Source organism: Stenotrophomonas sp. AN71 (assembly GCF_050435725.1).
Taxonomy (GTDB): Bacteria; Pseudomonadota; Gammaproteobacteria; order Xanthomonadales; family Xanthomonadaceae; genus Stenotrophomonas.
In genome coordinates this window covers 260,754-274,479 of the sequence record NZ_JBNDKU010000006.1, presented here as the reverse complement: position 1 = coordinate 274,479, position 13,726 = coordinate 260,754, and the positions used below count along the sequence as shown (strand labels likewise).

The 13,726-nt window shown below is 67.3% G+C and carries 14 protein-coding genes; 5 read left to right on the top strand and 9 right to left on the bottom strand.

Features of this window, described 5'->3' with window-relative positions; translation table 11 throughout:
- The first annotated feature begins 223 nt into the window (after window positions 1-223).
- Window positions 224-1,132: a LysR substrate-binding domain-containing protein gene (locus tag ABH900_RS12205; protein ID WP_429623131.1), complete on the top strand. Its 909-nt coding sequence runs from the start codon at window positions 224-226 to the stop codon at window positions 1,130-1,132.
- A gap of 84 nt (window positions 1,133-1,216) precedes the next feature.
- Here the strand turns inward: ABH900_RS12205 and ABH900_RS12200 are convergent, their stop codons facing one another.
- Complete coding sequence (locus ABH900_RS12200) at window positions 1,217-2,473, bottom strand: MFS transporter (protein ID WP_429623130.1); 1,257 nt, start codon at window positions 2,471-2,473, stop codon at window positions 1,217-1,219.
- Between the two features lie 122 nt (window positions 2,474-2,595).
- Complete coding sequence (gene lepB / locus ABH900_RS12195; RefSeq protein WP_429623129.1) at window positions 2,596-3,222, bottom strand: signal peptidase I; 627 nt, start codon at window positions 3,220-3,222, stop codon at window positions 2,596-2,598.
- A 249-nt stretch (window positions 3,223-3,471) separates the two neighbouring features.
- Here lepB and ABH900_RS12190 point away from each other — a divergent pair, with 249 nt between their 5' ends.
- Window positions 3,472-3,873, top strand: coding sequence for a hypothetical protein (locus ABH900_RS12190; protein ID WP_429623128.1), 402 nt, complete (start codon window positions 3,472-3,474; stop codon window positions 3,871-3,873).
- Between the two features lie 3 nt (window positions 3,874-3,876).
- Window positions 3,877-4,323: a 3-dehydroquinate dehydratase gene (locus ABH900_RS12185; protein WP_004153636.1), complete on the top strand. Its 447-nt coding sequence runs from the start codon at window positions 3,877-3,879 to the stop codon at window positions 4,321-4,323.
- A gap of 151 nt (window positions 4,324-4,474) precedes the next feature.
- On the opposite strand, the gene dcp is transcribed toward ABH900_RS12185, so the two are convergent.
- The 3 genes from dcp to arfB form a co-directional block, all read right to left on the bottom strand.
- Window positions 4,475-6,631 (bottom strand): peptidyl-dipeptidase Dcp, encoded by a 2,157-nt coding sequence (dcp, locus tag ABH900_RS12180; RefSeq protein WP_429623127.1) that lies wholly within the window; start codon window positions 6,629-6,631, stop codon window positions 4,475-4,477.
- Window positions 6,632-6,742: 111 nt separating this feature from the next.
- Entirely contained in the window at window positions 6,743-7,345 is a 603-nt protein-coding gene (locus ABH900_RS12175) for a lysophospholipid acyltransferase family protein (protein WP_429623125.1), read from the bottom strand.
- A gap of 4 nt (window positions 7,346-7,349) precedes the next feature.
- Window positions 7,350-7,781 carry an alternative ribosome rescue aminoacyl-tRNA hydrolase ArfB gene (gene arfB / locus ABH900_RS12170; protein ID WP_032962216.1) on the bottom strand — a complete coding sequence of 144 codons (432 nt, stop codon included), beginning with the start codon at window positions 7,779-7,781 and terminating at the stop codon, window positions 7,350-7,352.
- Between the two features lie 133 nt (window positions 7,782-7,914).
- Between arfB and ABH900_RS12165 the strand changes: the two genes are divergently transcribed.
- Entirely contained in the window at window positions 7,915-8,448 is a 534-nt protein-coding gene (locus ABH900_RS12165; protein ID WP_429623124.1) for a DUF2059 domain-containing protein, read from the top strand.
- A 63-nt stretch (window positions 8,449-8,511) separates the two neighbouring features.
- On the opposite strand, the gene ABH900_RS12160 is transcribed toward ABH900_RS12165, so the two are convergent.
- Genes ABH900_RS12160 through ABH900_RS12145 form a run of 4 tightly spaced genes read right to left on the bottom strand, consistent with a single transcriptional unit; the run spans window position 8,512 to window position 12,224 of the window.
- Window positions 8,512-9,384 (bottom strand): pseudouridine synthase, encoded by an 873-nt coding sequence (locus ABH900_RS12160; protein ID WP_429623123.1) that lies wholly within the window; start codon window positions 9,382-9,384, stop codon window positions 8,512-8,514.
- Complete coding sequence (locus ABH900_RS12155; RefSeq protein ID WP_429623122.1) at window positions 9,353-9,946, bottom strand: O-methyltransferase; 594 nt, start codon at window positions 9,944-9,946, stop codon at window positions 9,353-9,355. Before ABH900_RS12155 ends, ABH900_RS12160 begins: the two co-directional genes overlap by 32 nt.
- Window positions 9,937-11,592 carry a ubiquinone biosynthesis regulatory protein kinase UbiB gene (gene ubiB / locus ABH900_RS12150; protein WP_429623120.1) on the bottom strand — a complete coding sequence of 552 codons (1,656 nt, stop codon included), beginning with the start codon at window positions 11,590-11,592 and terminating at the stop codon, window positions 9,937-9,939. Before ubiB ends, ABH900_RS12155 begins: the two co-directional genes overlap by 10 nt.
- The gene (locus tag ABH900_RS12145) at window positions 11,589-12,224 is read right to left on the bottom strand and encodes a ubiquinone biosynthesis accessory factor UbiJ (RefSeq protein ID WP_429623118.1); all 636 of its coding nucleotides are present in this window, start codon (window positions 12,222-12,224) and stop codon (window positions 11,589-11,591) included. Before ABH900_RS12145 ends, ubiB begins: the two co-directional genes overlap by 4 nt.
- Before the next feature lie 302 nt (window positions 12,225-12,526).
- Between ABH900_RS12145 and ddlA the strand changes: the two genes are divergently transcribed.
- On the top strand, window positions 12,527-13,612 hold the full coding sequence (gene ddlA / locus ABH900_RS12140; protein ID WP_429623116.1) for a D-alanine--D-alanine ligase: 1,086 nt from the start codon (window positions 12,527-12,529) through the stop codon (window positions 13,610-13,612).
- Window positions 13,613-13,726: the final 114 nt, after the last annotated feature.

Here is a 13,726-nt window from a genome sequence, read left to right as displayed (position 1 = left end):
GGGGGGGGGGGGGGGGGGGCCCCCCCCACCGCCGGGCGGGGGGCCCCCCCCCCACCACCCCCCCCCCCCCCCCCCCCCCCCCCCCCCCCCACCCCGCCTTCGACAGATCACCAGTGCTGTTGGCAGGTGTCGACCTTGGTCGACACGGTAGATCCACGCCATGCGTGGATGACGTACGAATGATCTGGCTCCATTTGTGGCTGGCGATGAATAGACTGCATGCATGTCCATCGAACTCCGCCACCTGCGTTACTTCCTCGCCGTCGCCGATACGCTGCACTTCGGCCAGGCGGCGGAGCGGCTGGGCATGTCGCAGCCGCCACTCAGCCAGCAGATCCGCCAGCTGGAAGAGCTGATCGGTGCACGCCTGTTCGTGCGCAGTCATCGCCGGGTGCAGCTGACCGCCGCCGGTGAGCTGCTGCAGGAACGTGCGCGCGCCATCGTGCAGCAGGTGGAAACAGCAGTGGACGAGGTGCAGCGCGCACAGCGCGGCGAGCAGGGCGAGCTGCATATCGGGCTGACCCGGGCCACGCCGCTGTCGCCGCAGATTCCGCGTTCGATCCTGCACTACCGCCAGCAGTATCCGCAGGTGCGGCTGCAGCTGAGCGAGATGAACACGCTGCAGCAGATCGATGCACTGCTCGACGGCACGCTGGACGTCGGCATCATCCGCAAGCGCGCGCTACCGCCGGAACTGGTGGCGCACAGCCTGTTCGTCGATCCACTGGCGTTGATCGTGCATGCCGACCACCCTGCCCTGCGCCGGCTCTCGAAGCTGGGCACGCTGTCGCTGCGCGATTTCGCGCAGGAACCCTTCGTGGCCTTCCGCCGCAGTGCGGGCGCGGGCATCCATGACCACATGATCGCGCTGTGTGCGGCCGCGGGTTTCACCCCGCGCATCGTGCAGGAGGCGGGTGAAGCCTCGACGCTGATCAGTCTGGCCGCCGCCGGCCTGGGCGCGGCGATCCTGCCGTCGTCGTGCGATCACATCCGAGTGGAAGGGGCACGCTTCGTGGCTCTGGCCGATGCAGGTGCGCATTCGGAAGTGCAGCTGGCCTGGCATCGCGAGCGGGTGACGCCGTTGATCCGCAATTTCGCGGCGCTGCTGCGCGGGGCGTTCGCCGAAGAGTGAACGTGCGATCCACCCGGTAGTGGCCAACCTTGGTTGGCCCCCGGCCACAGCGCCGACCAAGGTCGGCATCCACCAGCGCGGGCGTCAGGCCGTCACCGGCTGCGGAGCACGCTGCTGCAACGCCCACACGATGCCACCACCGATCAGGGTCAGCACGGCGGCGAACGCACACACGCCCCGCCAGTCCCAGGCCGCATAGGCCAGACCGCCGACGCCACCCAGCACGCTCGAACCCAGGTAGTAGGCGAACAGGTACAGCGCCGACGCTTCGGCACGCATCGCACCGGCGCGCGCGCCCACCCAGCTGCTGGCTACCGAGTGCCCACCGAAGAAGCCGAAGGTCACCAGCGCGATGCCCAGGGCCATCGTGCTCAGCCACGGCATCGCCAGCAGCACGATGCCAACGCCGATCAATGCGAACGAGATCGACAGGATGCGGCCGCGGCCATGGCGCGTGGCCTGCTGGCCCATCCACGCCGAACTGAAGGTACCGACCAGGTAGACGCTGAAGATCAGGCCGACCACGGTCTGGCTGAGGCGGTACGGCGGCGCCAGCAGGTGGTAGCCCAGGTAGTTGTAGAGGGTGACGAACACGCCCATCAGCACGAACGAGGTGGCGAACAGCCACGGCAGGCCGGGGTCGGCGAACAACGTGCGCCAGCGCGCGGGCATCTGCCGCAGATCACCACGGCGGGCCTGGAAATGCCGCGACGGCGGCAGCTGCAGCCATAGCAGCACCGTGCTGGCGATGGCGATGATCGACACCACGCCGATGCCCCAGCGCCAGCCCCAGTGGTCGGCGATGATGCCGGCCAGCAGGCGCCCGCTCATGCCGCCGATGGCATTGCCGCCGATGTACAGGCCCATCGCCAGGCCCAGCGCGCGGCTGTCCATTTCCTCGACCAGATAGGTCATCGCTACCGCCGGCACGCCGCTCAGGGCCAGGCCCAGCAGGGTGCGCAGCACCAGCAGCGTGGTCCAGTCATCCACCAGTGCCGTGCACAGCGACAGCACCGCCGAGGCCAGCAGCGCGATGATCATCAGCGGGCGCCGGCCCACGGCATCGGACAGCAGCCCGGCCAGCAGCATCGCCACCGCCAGGGTGCCGGTGGTCAGCGACAACGACATCGCGCTGCCGGCGGCGGAGACGCCGAAGTGGCGGCTGAACTCAGGCAGCAGCGGCTGCACCGTGTACAGCAGGCCGAAGGTGGAGAAGCCGGCCAGGAACAATGCCAGCGCGGTGCGGCGGAACGCCGGCGTGCCCTGCTGGATGCGGGTGTCGGTGCCAGAGTCGGCAGTGGGGGCGCGGCCTGCAACGGCCGCCGCTGTTTCGCCAGTCATGGGATCGATGGGCCGGTGGGGCGGCCGGGCGTGGGAGGGAACGGGCCCAGACTAGGCCCGTCCATCCAGTCGATCCATAACCTGATAAGTCAGGATTGATATGCCTGACGTATCGATTCAGCTTACAGACGCTGCCACTCGAAGCCGTCGCCACGGCGGTAGTACACCGCCACGGCGCGGCCGTAGACCTTGTCGGCGTCGACAAAGCCGAAGAAGCGACCGTCGAAGCTGTTGCCACGGTGGTCACCCAGCACCAGCACCTTGCCGGCGGGTACGACAAGGTCGGCGATGTCGGGGCCGCCGCCGACGTCCAGGTCAAGGCGGGCGCGGCGGTCACCGAAGGCTTCCACGTCCTGCAGATCGGCAATCTGCAGCGGCTGGCCATTGATGCTCAGGTGGCCCTGGTGCAGCTGCACGTGGTCGCCGGCCACCGCAGCGATGCGCTTGATCAGGCGGATACCGTCGGCCGGCGAGTCGAACACCGCCACTTCACCGCGCTGCGGGACACCGGTCGCCATCAGCTCCTTGCCGGTGAACGGCAGGCGCAGGCCATAGGCGCGCATGTCCACCACCACCCGGTCACCGGGCTGCAGGGTCGGCTGCATCGAGCCACTGGGCACCACGTAGTGGTTGGCGAGGGTATCGCGGGCGGCGGCCAGCAGGCCGAGCATCACCAGCAACGGCAGCGCCTCCTTCTTCAGCCAGGCCAGCGCGCGTTCGGAAAAGGGGGGGCGGGCAACAGCATCCATGACAAGCTCCGGGTGAGTGGTATTGGCATTGGACCACAACCACGCGCCGCAGGTTCCCGGTAGCGCCGGGCCACGCCCGGCGAGCGCGCAGCGCGGCCGTTCCAACGCGCCGCCGGGCATGGCCCGGCGCTACCGATGCAGGGTTACGCAGGTTTTACGCTCCAACCCGGCCGCGGGCATCGCACCTTTACGGATATCACGCGCATCGTGTGTCCACCGCGCCGCAGGGCGCATTCCGCAAGGTGTTGTATGACCCTCCTGGTGATCCGCCACGCATCTTCGTCGGCGCCGCGTCCGCAGCTGCCGGCACAGTTGAGCGGCCATCGCGTGCTGTGCAGCGATTGCGCCAGCCTGTCCGAAGTGCGCGACTGCCTGTGCCAGCCGCAGGCACGTTCGGCCGACTGGGTGCTGCTGGATGTCGGCGTGGCCGACGAGGCGCAATGGCGGGCCGAGGGCGGTGCGTTGCAGGCGGCGCTGGAACGGCTGCCGGCACAGTACATCGAGCTGCAGTCGCCCAGCGAACCCGGCCTGGATGCACGCCTGCACCTGCAGCACGGCCCGGCCGCAGTGGTCATCGACCAGCGCAGCCAGCAGGCCGGCTATCCACTGTCGTTGGCCATCGTCGGCCGCCGCCTGGCACAGGAGGGCTGAGCCATGTCGATCTTCATCATCCGTGGCCCGGAAGCGGCCGGTGCGCTGATCCGCACCGCCATGCCACTGCCGGCACCAGTACTGAAATCGCTGGTGCACCGGGCGATCGACGCCGGCACCAGCGTCGCGATCCGCGCCTGTGGTTCGGAACAGGAACTGCTGGACGCCCTGCGCGTGGCCGACCACAGCCGCGGCGAGGTGACGCTGCTCGATCCGGGCGCGTGTGCCAACAGCCTGCGCCTGCAGCGGCTGCTGCCGTACCTGCACAACGCCTACGTGGAAGTGCACGACGATGGCGCGGTGGCCGAGCCCTGCCTGCCGGCCGGTGTCGGCCAGCGCCTGGGCATCGCCGCCGGCTACGGTGCGCAGAGCTATGTGCTGGCGCTGGACATCGCGCTGGATCACCTCGGGTTGGCCGAGCAGGCCAATCGCGTGCACGTAGGAACGTAAGCCGCTTTTGTAGAGTCGAGCCTGCTCGACTGATGCTCCTGGAACGGCAGCCGAGCATGGGCTCGGCTCTACAAGGGCGGAAAAGCCCGTCGAGCAAGCTCGACGCTACACAAAGAAAAACGGCGGGGTTTCCCCCGCCGTTTTCGCTTTCTTATTTCAGCCCACGGAACTTCAGCAGCGGCTCCACCGACGGGTCCTTGCCGCGGAAATCGCGGTACAGGGTCGACAGCTCCACGCTGTTGCCGCGCGAGAGGATCTTGTCGCGGAATTCCTGGCCGTTGGCAGCGGTCAGGCCACCGTGCTCGGTGAACCACTGGTAGGCGTCGTGGTCGAGGACTTCAGCCCAGAAGTAGGCGTAGTAACCGGCCGAGTAACCGCCACCCCAGATGTGGTCGAAGTAGGTGGTGCGGTAACGCGGCGGCACCTGCGGCAGGTCAACCTTGAACTTCTTCAGCGCACTGGCTTCAAAGGCGCCGACATCCTGCAGCGGTGCATCGGCCTTCTGCGTGTGCCAGGCCAGGTCCAGCAGTGCGGCCGACAGGTACTCGGTGGTCGCATAGCCCTGGTTGAAGCTGCGCGCCTTGAGGATCTTGTCGACCAGTTCCTGCGGCATCGCCTCGCCGGTCTTGTAGTGCTTGGCGTAGTTGGCGAACACCTTCGGGTCCAGCGCCCAGTGCTCGTTGAACTGCGACGGGAACTCGACGAAGTCGCGCGAGGTGGCGGTACCGGCGATCGACGGATACTTCACGTTCGAGAACATGCCGTGCAGCGCATGGCCGAACTCATGGAACATGGTGGTGACGTCGTCGAAGCTGATCAGCGCAGGCTGGCCGGCGGCCGGCTTGGTGAAATTGCAGACGTTGTAGACCACCGGCTTGGCACCGGTCAGGCCATCCTGCTCGACGAACACGTCCATCCACGCGCCGCCGGACTTGCTGTCACGCTTGAAGTAATCGGTATAGAACAGGGCCAGCGAGGTGCCGTCCTTGTCGAACACTTCATACACCTTCATGTCCGGGTTGTAGGTCGGAATGTCGGTGCGCGGCTTGAAGGTGATGCCGTACAGCTGGGTGGCGGCATAGAAGACGCCGTTCTGCAGCACGTTGTCCAGCTCGAAGTACGGCTTGATCTGCGACTCATCCAGATCGTACTTGGCCTTGCGCACCTGCTCGGCGTAGAAGTCCCAGTCCGAGGCGGCCACCTGGAAGCCGCCCTTCTGCGCGTCGATCACCTTCTGGATCTCGCCGGCTTCGGCACGGGCCTTGGCGGTCGCGGCCGGTACGGTGTCGGTCAGCAGCTTCAGCGCAGCGGCAGGCGTCTTGGCCATCTGGTCGCCCAGCTGGTAGTCGGCGAAGGTGTCAAAGCCGAGCAGCTTGGCCTTCTGCGCGCGCAGCTGGGCCAGACGCTGCACGGTCTGCCGGGTGTCGTTGGCATCGCCGCGCTCGGCGCGGGTTTCCGAAGCCTTCAGCACGGCGGCACGCTGGTCGCGGTCGCTCAGCGAGCCAAGCACCGGCTGCTGCGTGGTGTTCTGCAGCGGCAGCAGGAACTTGCCATCCAGCTTGCGGTCCTTGGCGGCGGCCGCAGCATTGTTGATCGCGTCCTCGTCCAGGCCGGCCAGCTTGGCCTTGTCGTCAACGACAACGGCGGCAGCGGCGGTGGCGGCCACCAGGCGGGTGTGGAACTGGGTGGAGAGCGTGGTCTCTTCCACGTTGAGCTTGCGCAGGCTCGCCTTGTCGGCGTCGGACAGCTGCGCACCGGCGCGCACCAGGCCATCGTAGTAATGCTCGACCAGGCGCGTCTGCACCGGATCCAGGCCCAGCGTCGCGCGCTGGTCATACAGCGACTTCACGCGGGCGAACAGCTTCGGGTCGAGGTTGATCTCGTCCTGGTGCGCGGCCAGCTTCGGCGCCACCTCTTCCTGGATCTTCTGGCGGGCATCATTGGTATCGGCCTGGACCAGGCCGAAGAAGATGCGCGACACGCGGTTCAGGGTCTCGCCGCTGCGCTCCATCGCCACGATGGTGTTGTCGAAGGTGGCCGGCTCGCTGCTGTCGGCGATCTTGCGCACGTCGGCCAGGTGCTGGCGCATGCCTTCTTCGAACGCCGGCAGGTAGTCGCTGTCCTTGATCTTGTCGAACTGCGGTGCCTGGAACGGCAGCGTGCTGGCACTCAGCAGCGGATTGGTGGAGGCTTCGGCCGGCTGCTGGGCCGGCGTCTTCTGGGCATCGGACACGGGGGTGGACTCCTTGCCGGAACAGGCCGCCAGCGCCAGGCTGATGGCGGCGGCCAGGACTACGGTACGCGACATGTGGAACGCTCCTTGGGCAGACGGTACGGGATATCAGCCGTCAACCCTACTCCTGTCGCGTTCGCCCGGCATGTGCCGGACGTGGCGTCTATGCAGCGGCCTGCGGCCGGCTCAGACAGTGCCGCGGGTCTTGCCGATCCAGGGCCGGTAGAACTCACGGATGGCCGCCATGTCGGCGGCATCATCACCGGTCGGCGTGAACACCGGGCCGATACCGATGGTTTTTTCCGGGTAGTGGAAATACGCGGCCAGGATCGGCACGTCGGCCATCCGCGCGATCTTCAGGAAACCGGCCTTCCAGTCCTTCACGGCCTTGCGGGTGCCTTCAGGGGTGATGGCGAACCACATTTTTTCGTTGTCGCGCAGCAGGTCCACCGCCTGGCCCACCGTGCCCTGCGGCGAGCTGCGATCGAGCGGGATGACACCCAGCTTGTGCAGCAGCGGGCCCAGCGGCCACCAGAACAGCGAGGCCTTGCCCAGCACCTTCACCTTCATGCCCAGCGCGATCTTGGCCGCCATGCCCCACAGGCCGTCCCAGTTGGACGAGTGCGGGGCAATGATGAAGACCAGCCGCGGGATGTCGGGCAGGGTGCCGGTCACCTTCCAGCCGCCCATGCGCAGGGTGCAGCGCGCCAGCCAGCGCAGGAAGGCGTTGGGTTTGACCTGCGGCATGTGCGGCGGAATGGCCGGCAGCAACGGAGTCGGGTTGTTCAAGCAATCACTCCCAGTCACGTGATGAGCGCCCGCGCTTGATCTGCGCGCGCCCGCGTTTGGCGTCCAGACGACGCAGTTTCGACCCGAGGGTCGGCTTGGTGGCCTTGCGCGGTTTGGGCACGCTCAGCCCGGCCTGGATGAAGGCCGCCAGCCGCTCGCGCGCATCCTCGCGATTGCGATCCTGGGTACGGAAACGTTGCGCGTCGATGACCAGCACGCCTTCGCCGGTCATGCGCCGGTCACGCCGCGCCAGCAGGCGCGTACGCAACGGTTCGGGCAACGAGGGCGAGTTGGCCACATCGAAACGCAGTTCCACCGCAGTGGAGACCTTGTTGACGTTCTGACCGCCGGCGCCGCTGGCGCGCACGAACCGCTCGACGATCTCGCCGTCGGGGATTTCAAGCTGCGCGCTGATGGTGACCGGTCCACTGCCCATCCGCGCATTGTAGCGGCAGCCACGCGACGGAGTGCGTATCGCGCACCGTATGCCGCCGATCAGGCGCCGAACACGCCGCCTTCGCCTTGGCTGCGCGTATGCTGGCCGTCCCATGTACCGCAGGAAGCTCCGCATGACCCGCTCCGCACCCGCCCTGCCGTCCCTGCTGCACCGCGCCGCCCTGCTGCTGGCACTGGTGCTGGCTGTGGCCAGCGTCCCGGCCCTGGCCGCCCCGCCGACCGACGCCGACATCAACCGCCTGCTGTCGGCCTCGCGCGCGCAGAGCATGATCGACACCATGCTGCCGCAGATCGAGGCGATGCAGCAGCAGCAGTTCCAGCAGGTGGCCGCCCAGCGCCAGCTCAATGCCCAGCAGCAGGAACAGCTGAAGCGGATCCAGGCACGGACCAGCCAGACCCTGCGCCAGGCATTGTCCTGGCAGCAGCTGCGGCCGATGTACGTGGACCTGTACAAGAAGACCTTCAGCAAGGAAGACGTGCTGGCGATGGCCGAGTTCTATGAGAGCGCGGCCGGCCAGAGCCTGCTGGACAAGACCCCGGCACTGATGCAGAACGTGATGGTAGCGATCCAGGCACGCATGCAGCCGCTGTTCACCGATCTGCAGAAGGATCTGGAAGCGATCGTCAACGAGCCGGAAAAGAAATGACCTCGGCGGGGTCGGATCCCTTTCCCGGCGGGAAAGGGCTCTGACCCCTCGACCGTTTGGGCGTCAAACGGTGTCCACCTGCCAGCCGAACAGGTCCAGCGCCTTCTGGAATTCAACATCGACCGGTGCGCGTACATCCACCGTACCGCCGTCGGGATGCGGGAAGCGCAGGCGCTCAGCGTGCAGCAGCATGCGATGCACGCCCTGCATGCGGAAGATGCGGTTGTGGCGGCCATCACCGTGGCTGGTGTCGCCGATCATGTGGTGCGACAGGTGCTTCAGATGGCGACGGATCTGCCGGAAGCGCCCGGTCAACGGCTGGCAGCGCAGCAGCGCGTAACGCGAATTGGCGAACTCCCCCACCGGCACCGACAGTTCGCCGGTGGCCAGACGCTGGAAATCGGTGATCGCCGGCTTCTTCACCGGCTTGCCGGGGCCGCCGTCCAGATCATGGTCGACCTGCCAGGCGTCCTCGGCCGGCCAGCCGCGGCAGATCGCCAGGTAATCCTTCCTCACCTCGCCGCCCATCAGCGCCTTGCCCAGCACACTGGCGGTCTCGCGGTCGAAGGCCAGCAGCAGGCAGCCGCTCGTCGCCCGGTCCAGACGATGCACGAGGAAAATCGGCCGGCCCAGCTGCTCGCGCAGGCGATCGGCCAGGAAATCGTCTTCGCCGCGGGCCAGCTTGCTGTCATGGACCATCAGCCCGGCAGGCTTGTTGACCACGGCCAGGCGCTCATCCAGGTGCAGCAGCTGCAGGGGCGCGGTATCGGGTGCGGTTTCGGTATCAGTACTCACCGCGGGATTATACGGGCCTGCCTTCTGTAGAGCCGAGCCCACGCTCGGCTGCTCTGCGCGATCAGCAACAGCGTGCCAACCAAGGTTGGCACCTACCCCTGCAGGGCGGTCAAGCGTTGCGCACCGCCAGCAGTTCGCCATTGCCCACCGGCACCAGGCTGGTGCTGAACCCCGCATCGGCTGCCAGCAGGGTTCGCAGCGGTTCCATCTGGTCCGCATGCGAGGTGGCGTTGTCCACCACCAGCAGGGCACCGGCGCGCAGCACCCGGCGCAGCTGCGGCCACCAGCCGGCGTACTGCCCACGGTCCGAATCGAGGAACAGCAGATCGATGCTGGCCTCCGGCGCATCTGCCAGCCACTGGCCTGCATCGGCGTGGATCAGCGTGATGCATGCGTCCAGTCCGCTGCGGGCGAATGTCGCGCGCGCCATCGCCACTTTGTCCTCGGCAGATTCCAGCGTGGTTACGTGACCATCGATGGCAGCAGCGGCCTCGGCCAGCCACAGCGTGGAATAGCCGTTGGAGGTGCCGATCTCCAGGACCCGCCGTGCCCGGCCGAATCGCACCAGCACCGACAGCAGCTCACCGGTGTCCGGCGTGATGTTGAGCATGCGCCGACCGCGCTCGCTTTCGCGCGCATCATTGTCGGCGCCGAAGCGCGCCAGTTCGTCCTTGAGCGCCTGCAGCGTGGTGCTTACTTCCACCACGCGCGCACCAGCGCCGCCGCGCCAACCGCCCCGGACAGCCAGCTCCACATCGGCAGGTCACCCCAGTACCAGCCCGGCGGCTGCAGCACGTACATCAGCGCGGCGATGGCCAGCAGACCGACGCCGGTGATCGCACCGACCGCGCGCTTCTGCAAGCGCTGCACACTGGCATCGAGCGCGACCAGGTCACGCGAGCGCATCGCCAGCTCATGGCGGCCCTCCACCTGCTGGGTCAGCCAGGCGTGCACCAGGCGCGGCATGTCCGGTGCATGGGTCATGATTTCCGGCAAGCGCTTGCCGATCTCGCGCACCACCCGCCGCGGGCTGTAGCGCTCGCGCAGGATCTTCGCCAACACCGGCTTGGCCACCGCCCAGATGTCGATCTGCGGATCGAGCTGGCGGCCCACGCCTTCGATGTTCAGCAGGGTCTTCTGCAGCAGGATCAGCTGCGGCTGCAGCGTCAACTGGTAGCGCTGCGCCACGCGGAACAGCTTCATCAGCACTTCGGCCAGCGAGATCTGCGACAGCGGCCGGGTGAAGTAGGGCTCGCACACCGAACGCACCGCCGCTTCCAGATCGTCGATCCGCACGTTGTCCGGCATCCAGCGCGCCTGCACATGCAGTTCGGCGATGCGGCGGTAATCGCGGTTGAAGATGGCCATGAAGTTCTCGGCCAGGTAGTACTGATCTTCCTGCGAGAGCTGGCCCATGATGCCGAAGTCCAGCGCGATGAAGCGCGGATTGGCGCGACGCGCCGGATCGGTGTCGACCCAGATGTTGCCGGCGTGCGCATCGGCATGGAAGAAGTTGTCGCGGAACACCTGGGTATAGAACACCCGCACGCCCTTGGCGGCCAGCGCCTTGCGATCGATGCCGGCCTTGTCCAGCGCGGCGATGTCGTCGGACGGGATACCCCACACGCGCTCCAGGGTCAGCGCGCGCTCGGCGGTGTGGCTCCAGATCACTTCCGGCACGTACAGGTCGTCGCTGTTTTCCCAGAAGCGGCGCAGCACGCTGGCATTGGCACCTTCGCGCTGCAGGTCCAGCTCGGCGGCGAGGGTATTTTCGACTTCGGCCACCACTTCGCGCGGCCGGATCTTGTCGGCGCGCGGATGGGTACGCTCGACCAGGGCGGCCAGCGAATTGAGCAACGCGATGTCGGCGTCGATCTGTTTCTCGATACCCGGTCGCAGCACCTTGACCACCACCTGGCGGCCATCGGCCAGGGTGGCCGCATGCACCTGCGCGATCGAGGCCGAGGCCAACGGCTCGGTATCGAAACTGGCGAAGGCCTCGCTGACCGGCAGCCCAAGTGCTTCTTCGACGATGCGCCGCGCAGCATCGCCATCGAACGGCTTGACCCGATCCTGCAGCAGGGTCAGTTCGTTGGCCACATCCGGCGGTACCAGGTCACGGCGGGTGGACAGGATCTGGCCGAACTTGACGAAGATCGGGCCGAGGTCCTGCAAGGCCAGGCGCAAGCGTGCACCACGCGACTGCGCGGCGATGTCGGCCGAAGCGCGCGGCACGAACGGCTTGGCCAGGCGCAGCCAGCGTTCGGCCGGCGTGCCCTGCAGCAGGTCATCGAGGCGATAACGCAGGATCACCCGGCCAATGCGGCTGGCCCGCAGCACGGCCTTCATGCGGCACCCCGCAGGCGCTGCACGCGTGCCCCGAGACGCTCGACGTCATCGCGCAGCACGTCCACGTCATCGTGGAAGGCGTCCAGTTCCGCGCGCGGCACCACGTCGCGCGATTCCTCGGTAATGAACTCGGCAGCGCTGTGCGCCAGGTCGATCGCGCCCTGGCGCGCGTGCTGCAGGGCGCTACGCAGGGTATTGGCAACCTGCACCCCCAGCACTTCGCCGAACACACTGACGAACGGCTGCTGCCAGTCCGGGTCGAAGCCCTTGGCCAGCTGCTGCAGGCGGCGTGCCAGCTCGGCATCACCGGCCACGCGCACACGGCCCCTGTCGCTGCCGTCGGCGCGGCGTGCGTTGGCCAGCAGCGGCAACTGCGCCAGTACGCCGGCCAGACTGCTGCGCACGGCCAGGTCGGCTTCCTGCGTGTCCACCGGGCCAACCCGCAACTGGTCGCCATCGACGCTGATGCGCATGGCCAGCGACGGCGCTTCCAGAGTCAGGTCGATATGCCGGCCATCCAGGCTGGCCAACGCATGCCGGGTATCCGGATCCAGCGCCAGCGCGCGGTTCAGGGCGATCTGCAGGGCGCGGCCAGCGACCGGCTTGAGGGACTTGAGCAGGGAAAGAGCCATGTGCGCATTCTACCTGCGTGGGTGGGGAGCTTGGGCCGGGCTGCTGCCCGGCACCCGCGGTAGTGCCGGCCGCTGGCCGGCAACCTCAACACCAACGCCAACAGCAACAGCAGGCATTCCGTGAGATGGCGGGGTCGGAGCCCATTGCTGCGCAACGGGCTCCGACCCCTCTATTGAGGGCCATGGGGCCGGTAGATCCACGCCATGCGTGGATGGATGTCCGGTTCATCCGTGCCTCATCCGCGAGGCGGGGGAAGGTTCATGCTGTACGGCCACGCAACGCACAGGACATCGCATTCCCCATGGCACGGACCCGGGTCGGCATCATCTTCGGTGGCAAATCCTCCGAGCACGAAGTTTCACTGCAGTCGGCGAAGAACATCCTCGACGCCCTCGATCGGGAGCGCTTCGAGCCGGTGCTGGTCGGCATCGACAAGCAGGGCCAGTGGCACCTGAGCCAACCGGAGACGTTCCTGCTCAACGCCGATGACCCGGCGCGCATCGCACTGCATCGTTCCGGTACGTCGCTGTCGGTACGTCCGGGTGCCGAGCAGGCGCAGCTGCAGCCAACCGACACGGCCGGCGCGCTGGGCCAGATTGATGTGGTGTTGCCGATCGTGCACGGCCCACTGGGCGAGGACGGTGCGCTGCAGGGTCTGTTGCGCATGGCCAACCTGCCCTTCGTCGGTTCATCGGTGCTGGGTTCGGCGGTGGCGATGGACAAGGACGTGACCAAGCGCCTGCTGCGCGACGCCGGCCTGCAAGTGGCACCGTGGTTGTGCATCCGGCGCCACCAGGCTGCAACGGTCGATGTCGATGCGGTGATCGCCCAGCTCGGCCTGCCGCTGTTCGTGAAACCGGCCAACCAGGGCTCGTCGGTGGGCGTGAGCAAGGTCAAGGATGCCGCCAGCTTCGCTGCGGCGCTGGAACTTGCGCTGCGTTACGACCACAAGGTACTGGTGGAATCGGCCGTGGTCGGTCGCGAGATCGAGTGCGCAGTGCTGGGCAACGCGCATCCGCAGGCCAGCGTGTGCGGCGAAGTGGTGGTACACGACGAGTTCTACGCTTACGACACCAAGTACATCAATGCTGATGGTGCCGACGTGGTGGTACCGGCCGACATCGACGCCGCTACCCAGGCACGCATCCAGCAGATCGCGCTTCAGGCCTACCAGGTACTGGAATGCGCGGGCATGGCGCGGGTGGATGTGTTCCTCACCGCCAGCGGTGAGATCGTCATCAACGAGATCAACACGCTGCCCGGTTTCACCCGGATCAGCATGTACCCGAAACTGTGGGGCGCCAGTGGCGTGGATTACACCGCGCTGATCACCCGCCTGATCGAGCTGGCGCTGGAAGGCCACGCGGCTGACAGGGCACTTATGTAGCTTCGGGCCATGCTCGACGGCGCTCTGTAGAGTCGAGCACGGCTCGGCTCTACAAAAGGCGTGCCGACCAACGGTCGGCACCCACCACACAGGGCAGAGCCGGCCGCTGGCCGG

What these genes read in the sequence shown, in the direction of transcription:
- ABH900_RS12200 (WP_429623130.1), bottom strand. Translation starts at nt 2,473, where the DNA reads ATGACTGGCGAAACAGCGGCGGCCGTTGCAGGCCGCGCCCCCACTGCC.
- ABH900_RS12145 (WP_429623118.1), bottom strand. Translation starts at nt 12,224, where the DNA reads ATGGCTCTTTCCCTGCTCAAGTCCCTCAAGCCGGTCGCTGGCCGCGCC.
- ubiB (WP_429623120.1), bottom strand. Translation starts at nt 11,592, where the DNA reads ATGAAGGCCGTGCTGCGGGCCAGCCGCATTGGCCGGGTGATCCTGCGT.
- ABH900_RS12165 (WP_429623124.1), top strand. Translation starts at nt 7,915, where the DNA reads ATGACCCGCTCCGCACCCGCCCTGCCGTCCCTGCTGCACCGCGCCGCC.
- lepB (WP_429623129.1), bottom strand. Translation starts at nt 3,222, where the DNA reads ATGGATGCTGTTGCCCGCCCCCCCTTTTCCGAACGCGCGCTGGCCTGG.
- ABH900_RS12205 (WP_429623131.1), top strand. Translation starts at nt 224, where the DNA reads ATGTCCATCGAACTCCGCCACCTGCGTTACTTCCTCGCCGTCGCCGAT.
- ddlA (WP_429623116.1), top strand. Translation starts at nt 12,527, where the DNA reads ATGGCACGGACCCGGGTCGGCATCATCTTCGGTGGCAAATCCTCCGAG.
- dcp (WP_429623127.1), bottom strand. Translation starts at nt 6,631, where the DNA reads ATGTCGCGTACCGTAGTCCTGGCCGCCGCCATCAGCCTGGCGCTGGCG.
- ABH900_RS12190 (WP_429623128.1), top strand. Translation starts at nt 3,472, where the DNA reads ATGACCCTCCTGGTGATCCGCCACGCATCTTCGTCGGCGCCGCGTCCG.
- ABH900_RS12160 (WP_429623123.1), bottom strand. Translation starts at nt 9,384, where the DNA reads ATGGCGAACTGCTGGCGGTGCGCAACGCTTGACCGCCCTGCAGGGGTA.
- ABH900_RS12185 (WP_004153636.1), top strand. Translation starts at nt 3,877, where the DNA reads ATGTCGATCTTCATCATCCGTGGCCCGGAAGCGGCCGGTGCGCTGATC.
- arfB (WP_032962216.1), bottom strand. Translation starts at nt 7,781, where the DNA reads ATGGGCAGTGGACCGGTCACCATCAGCGCGCAGCTTGAAATCCCCGAC.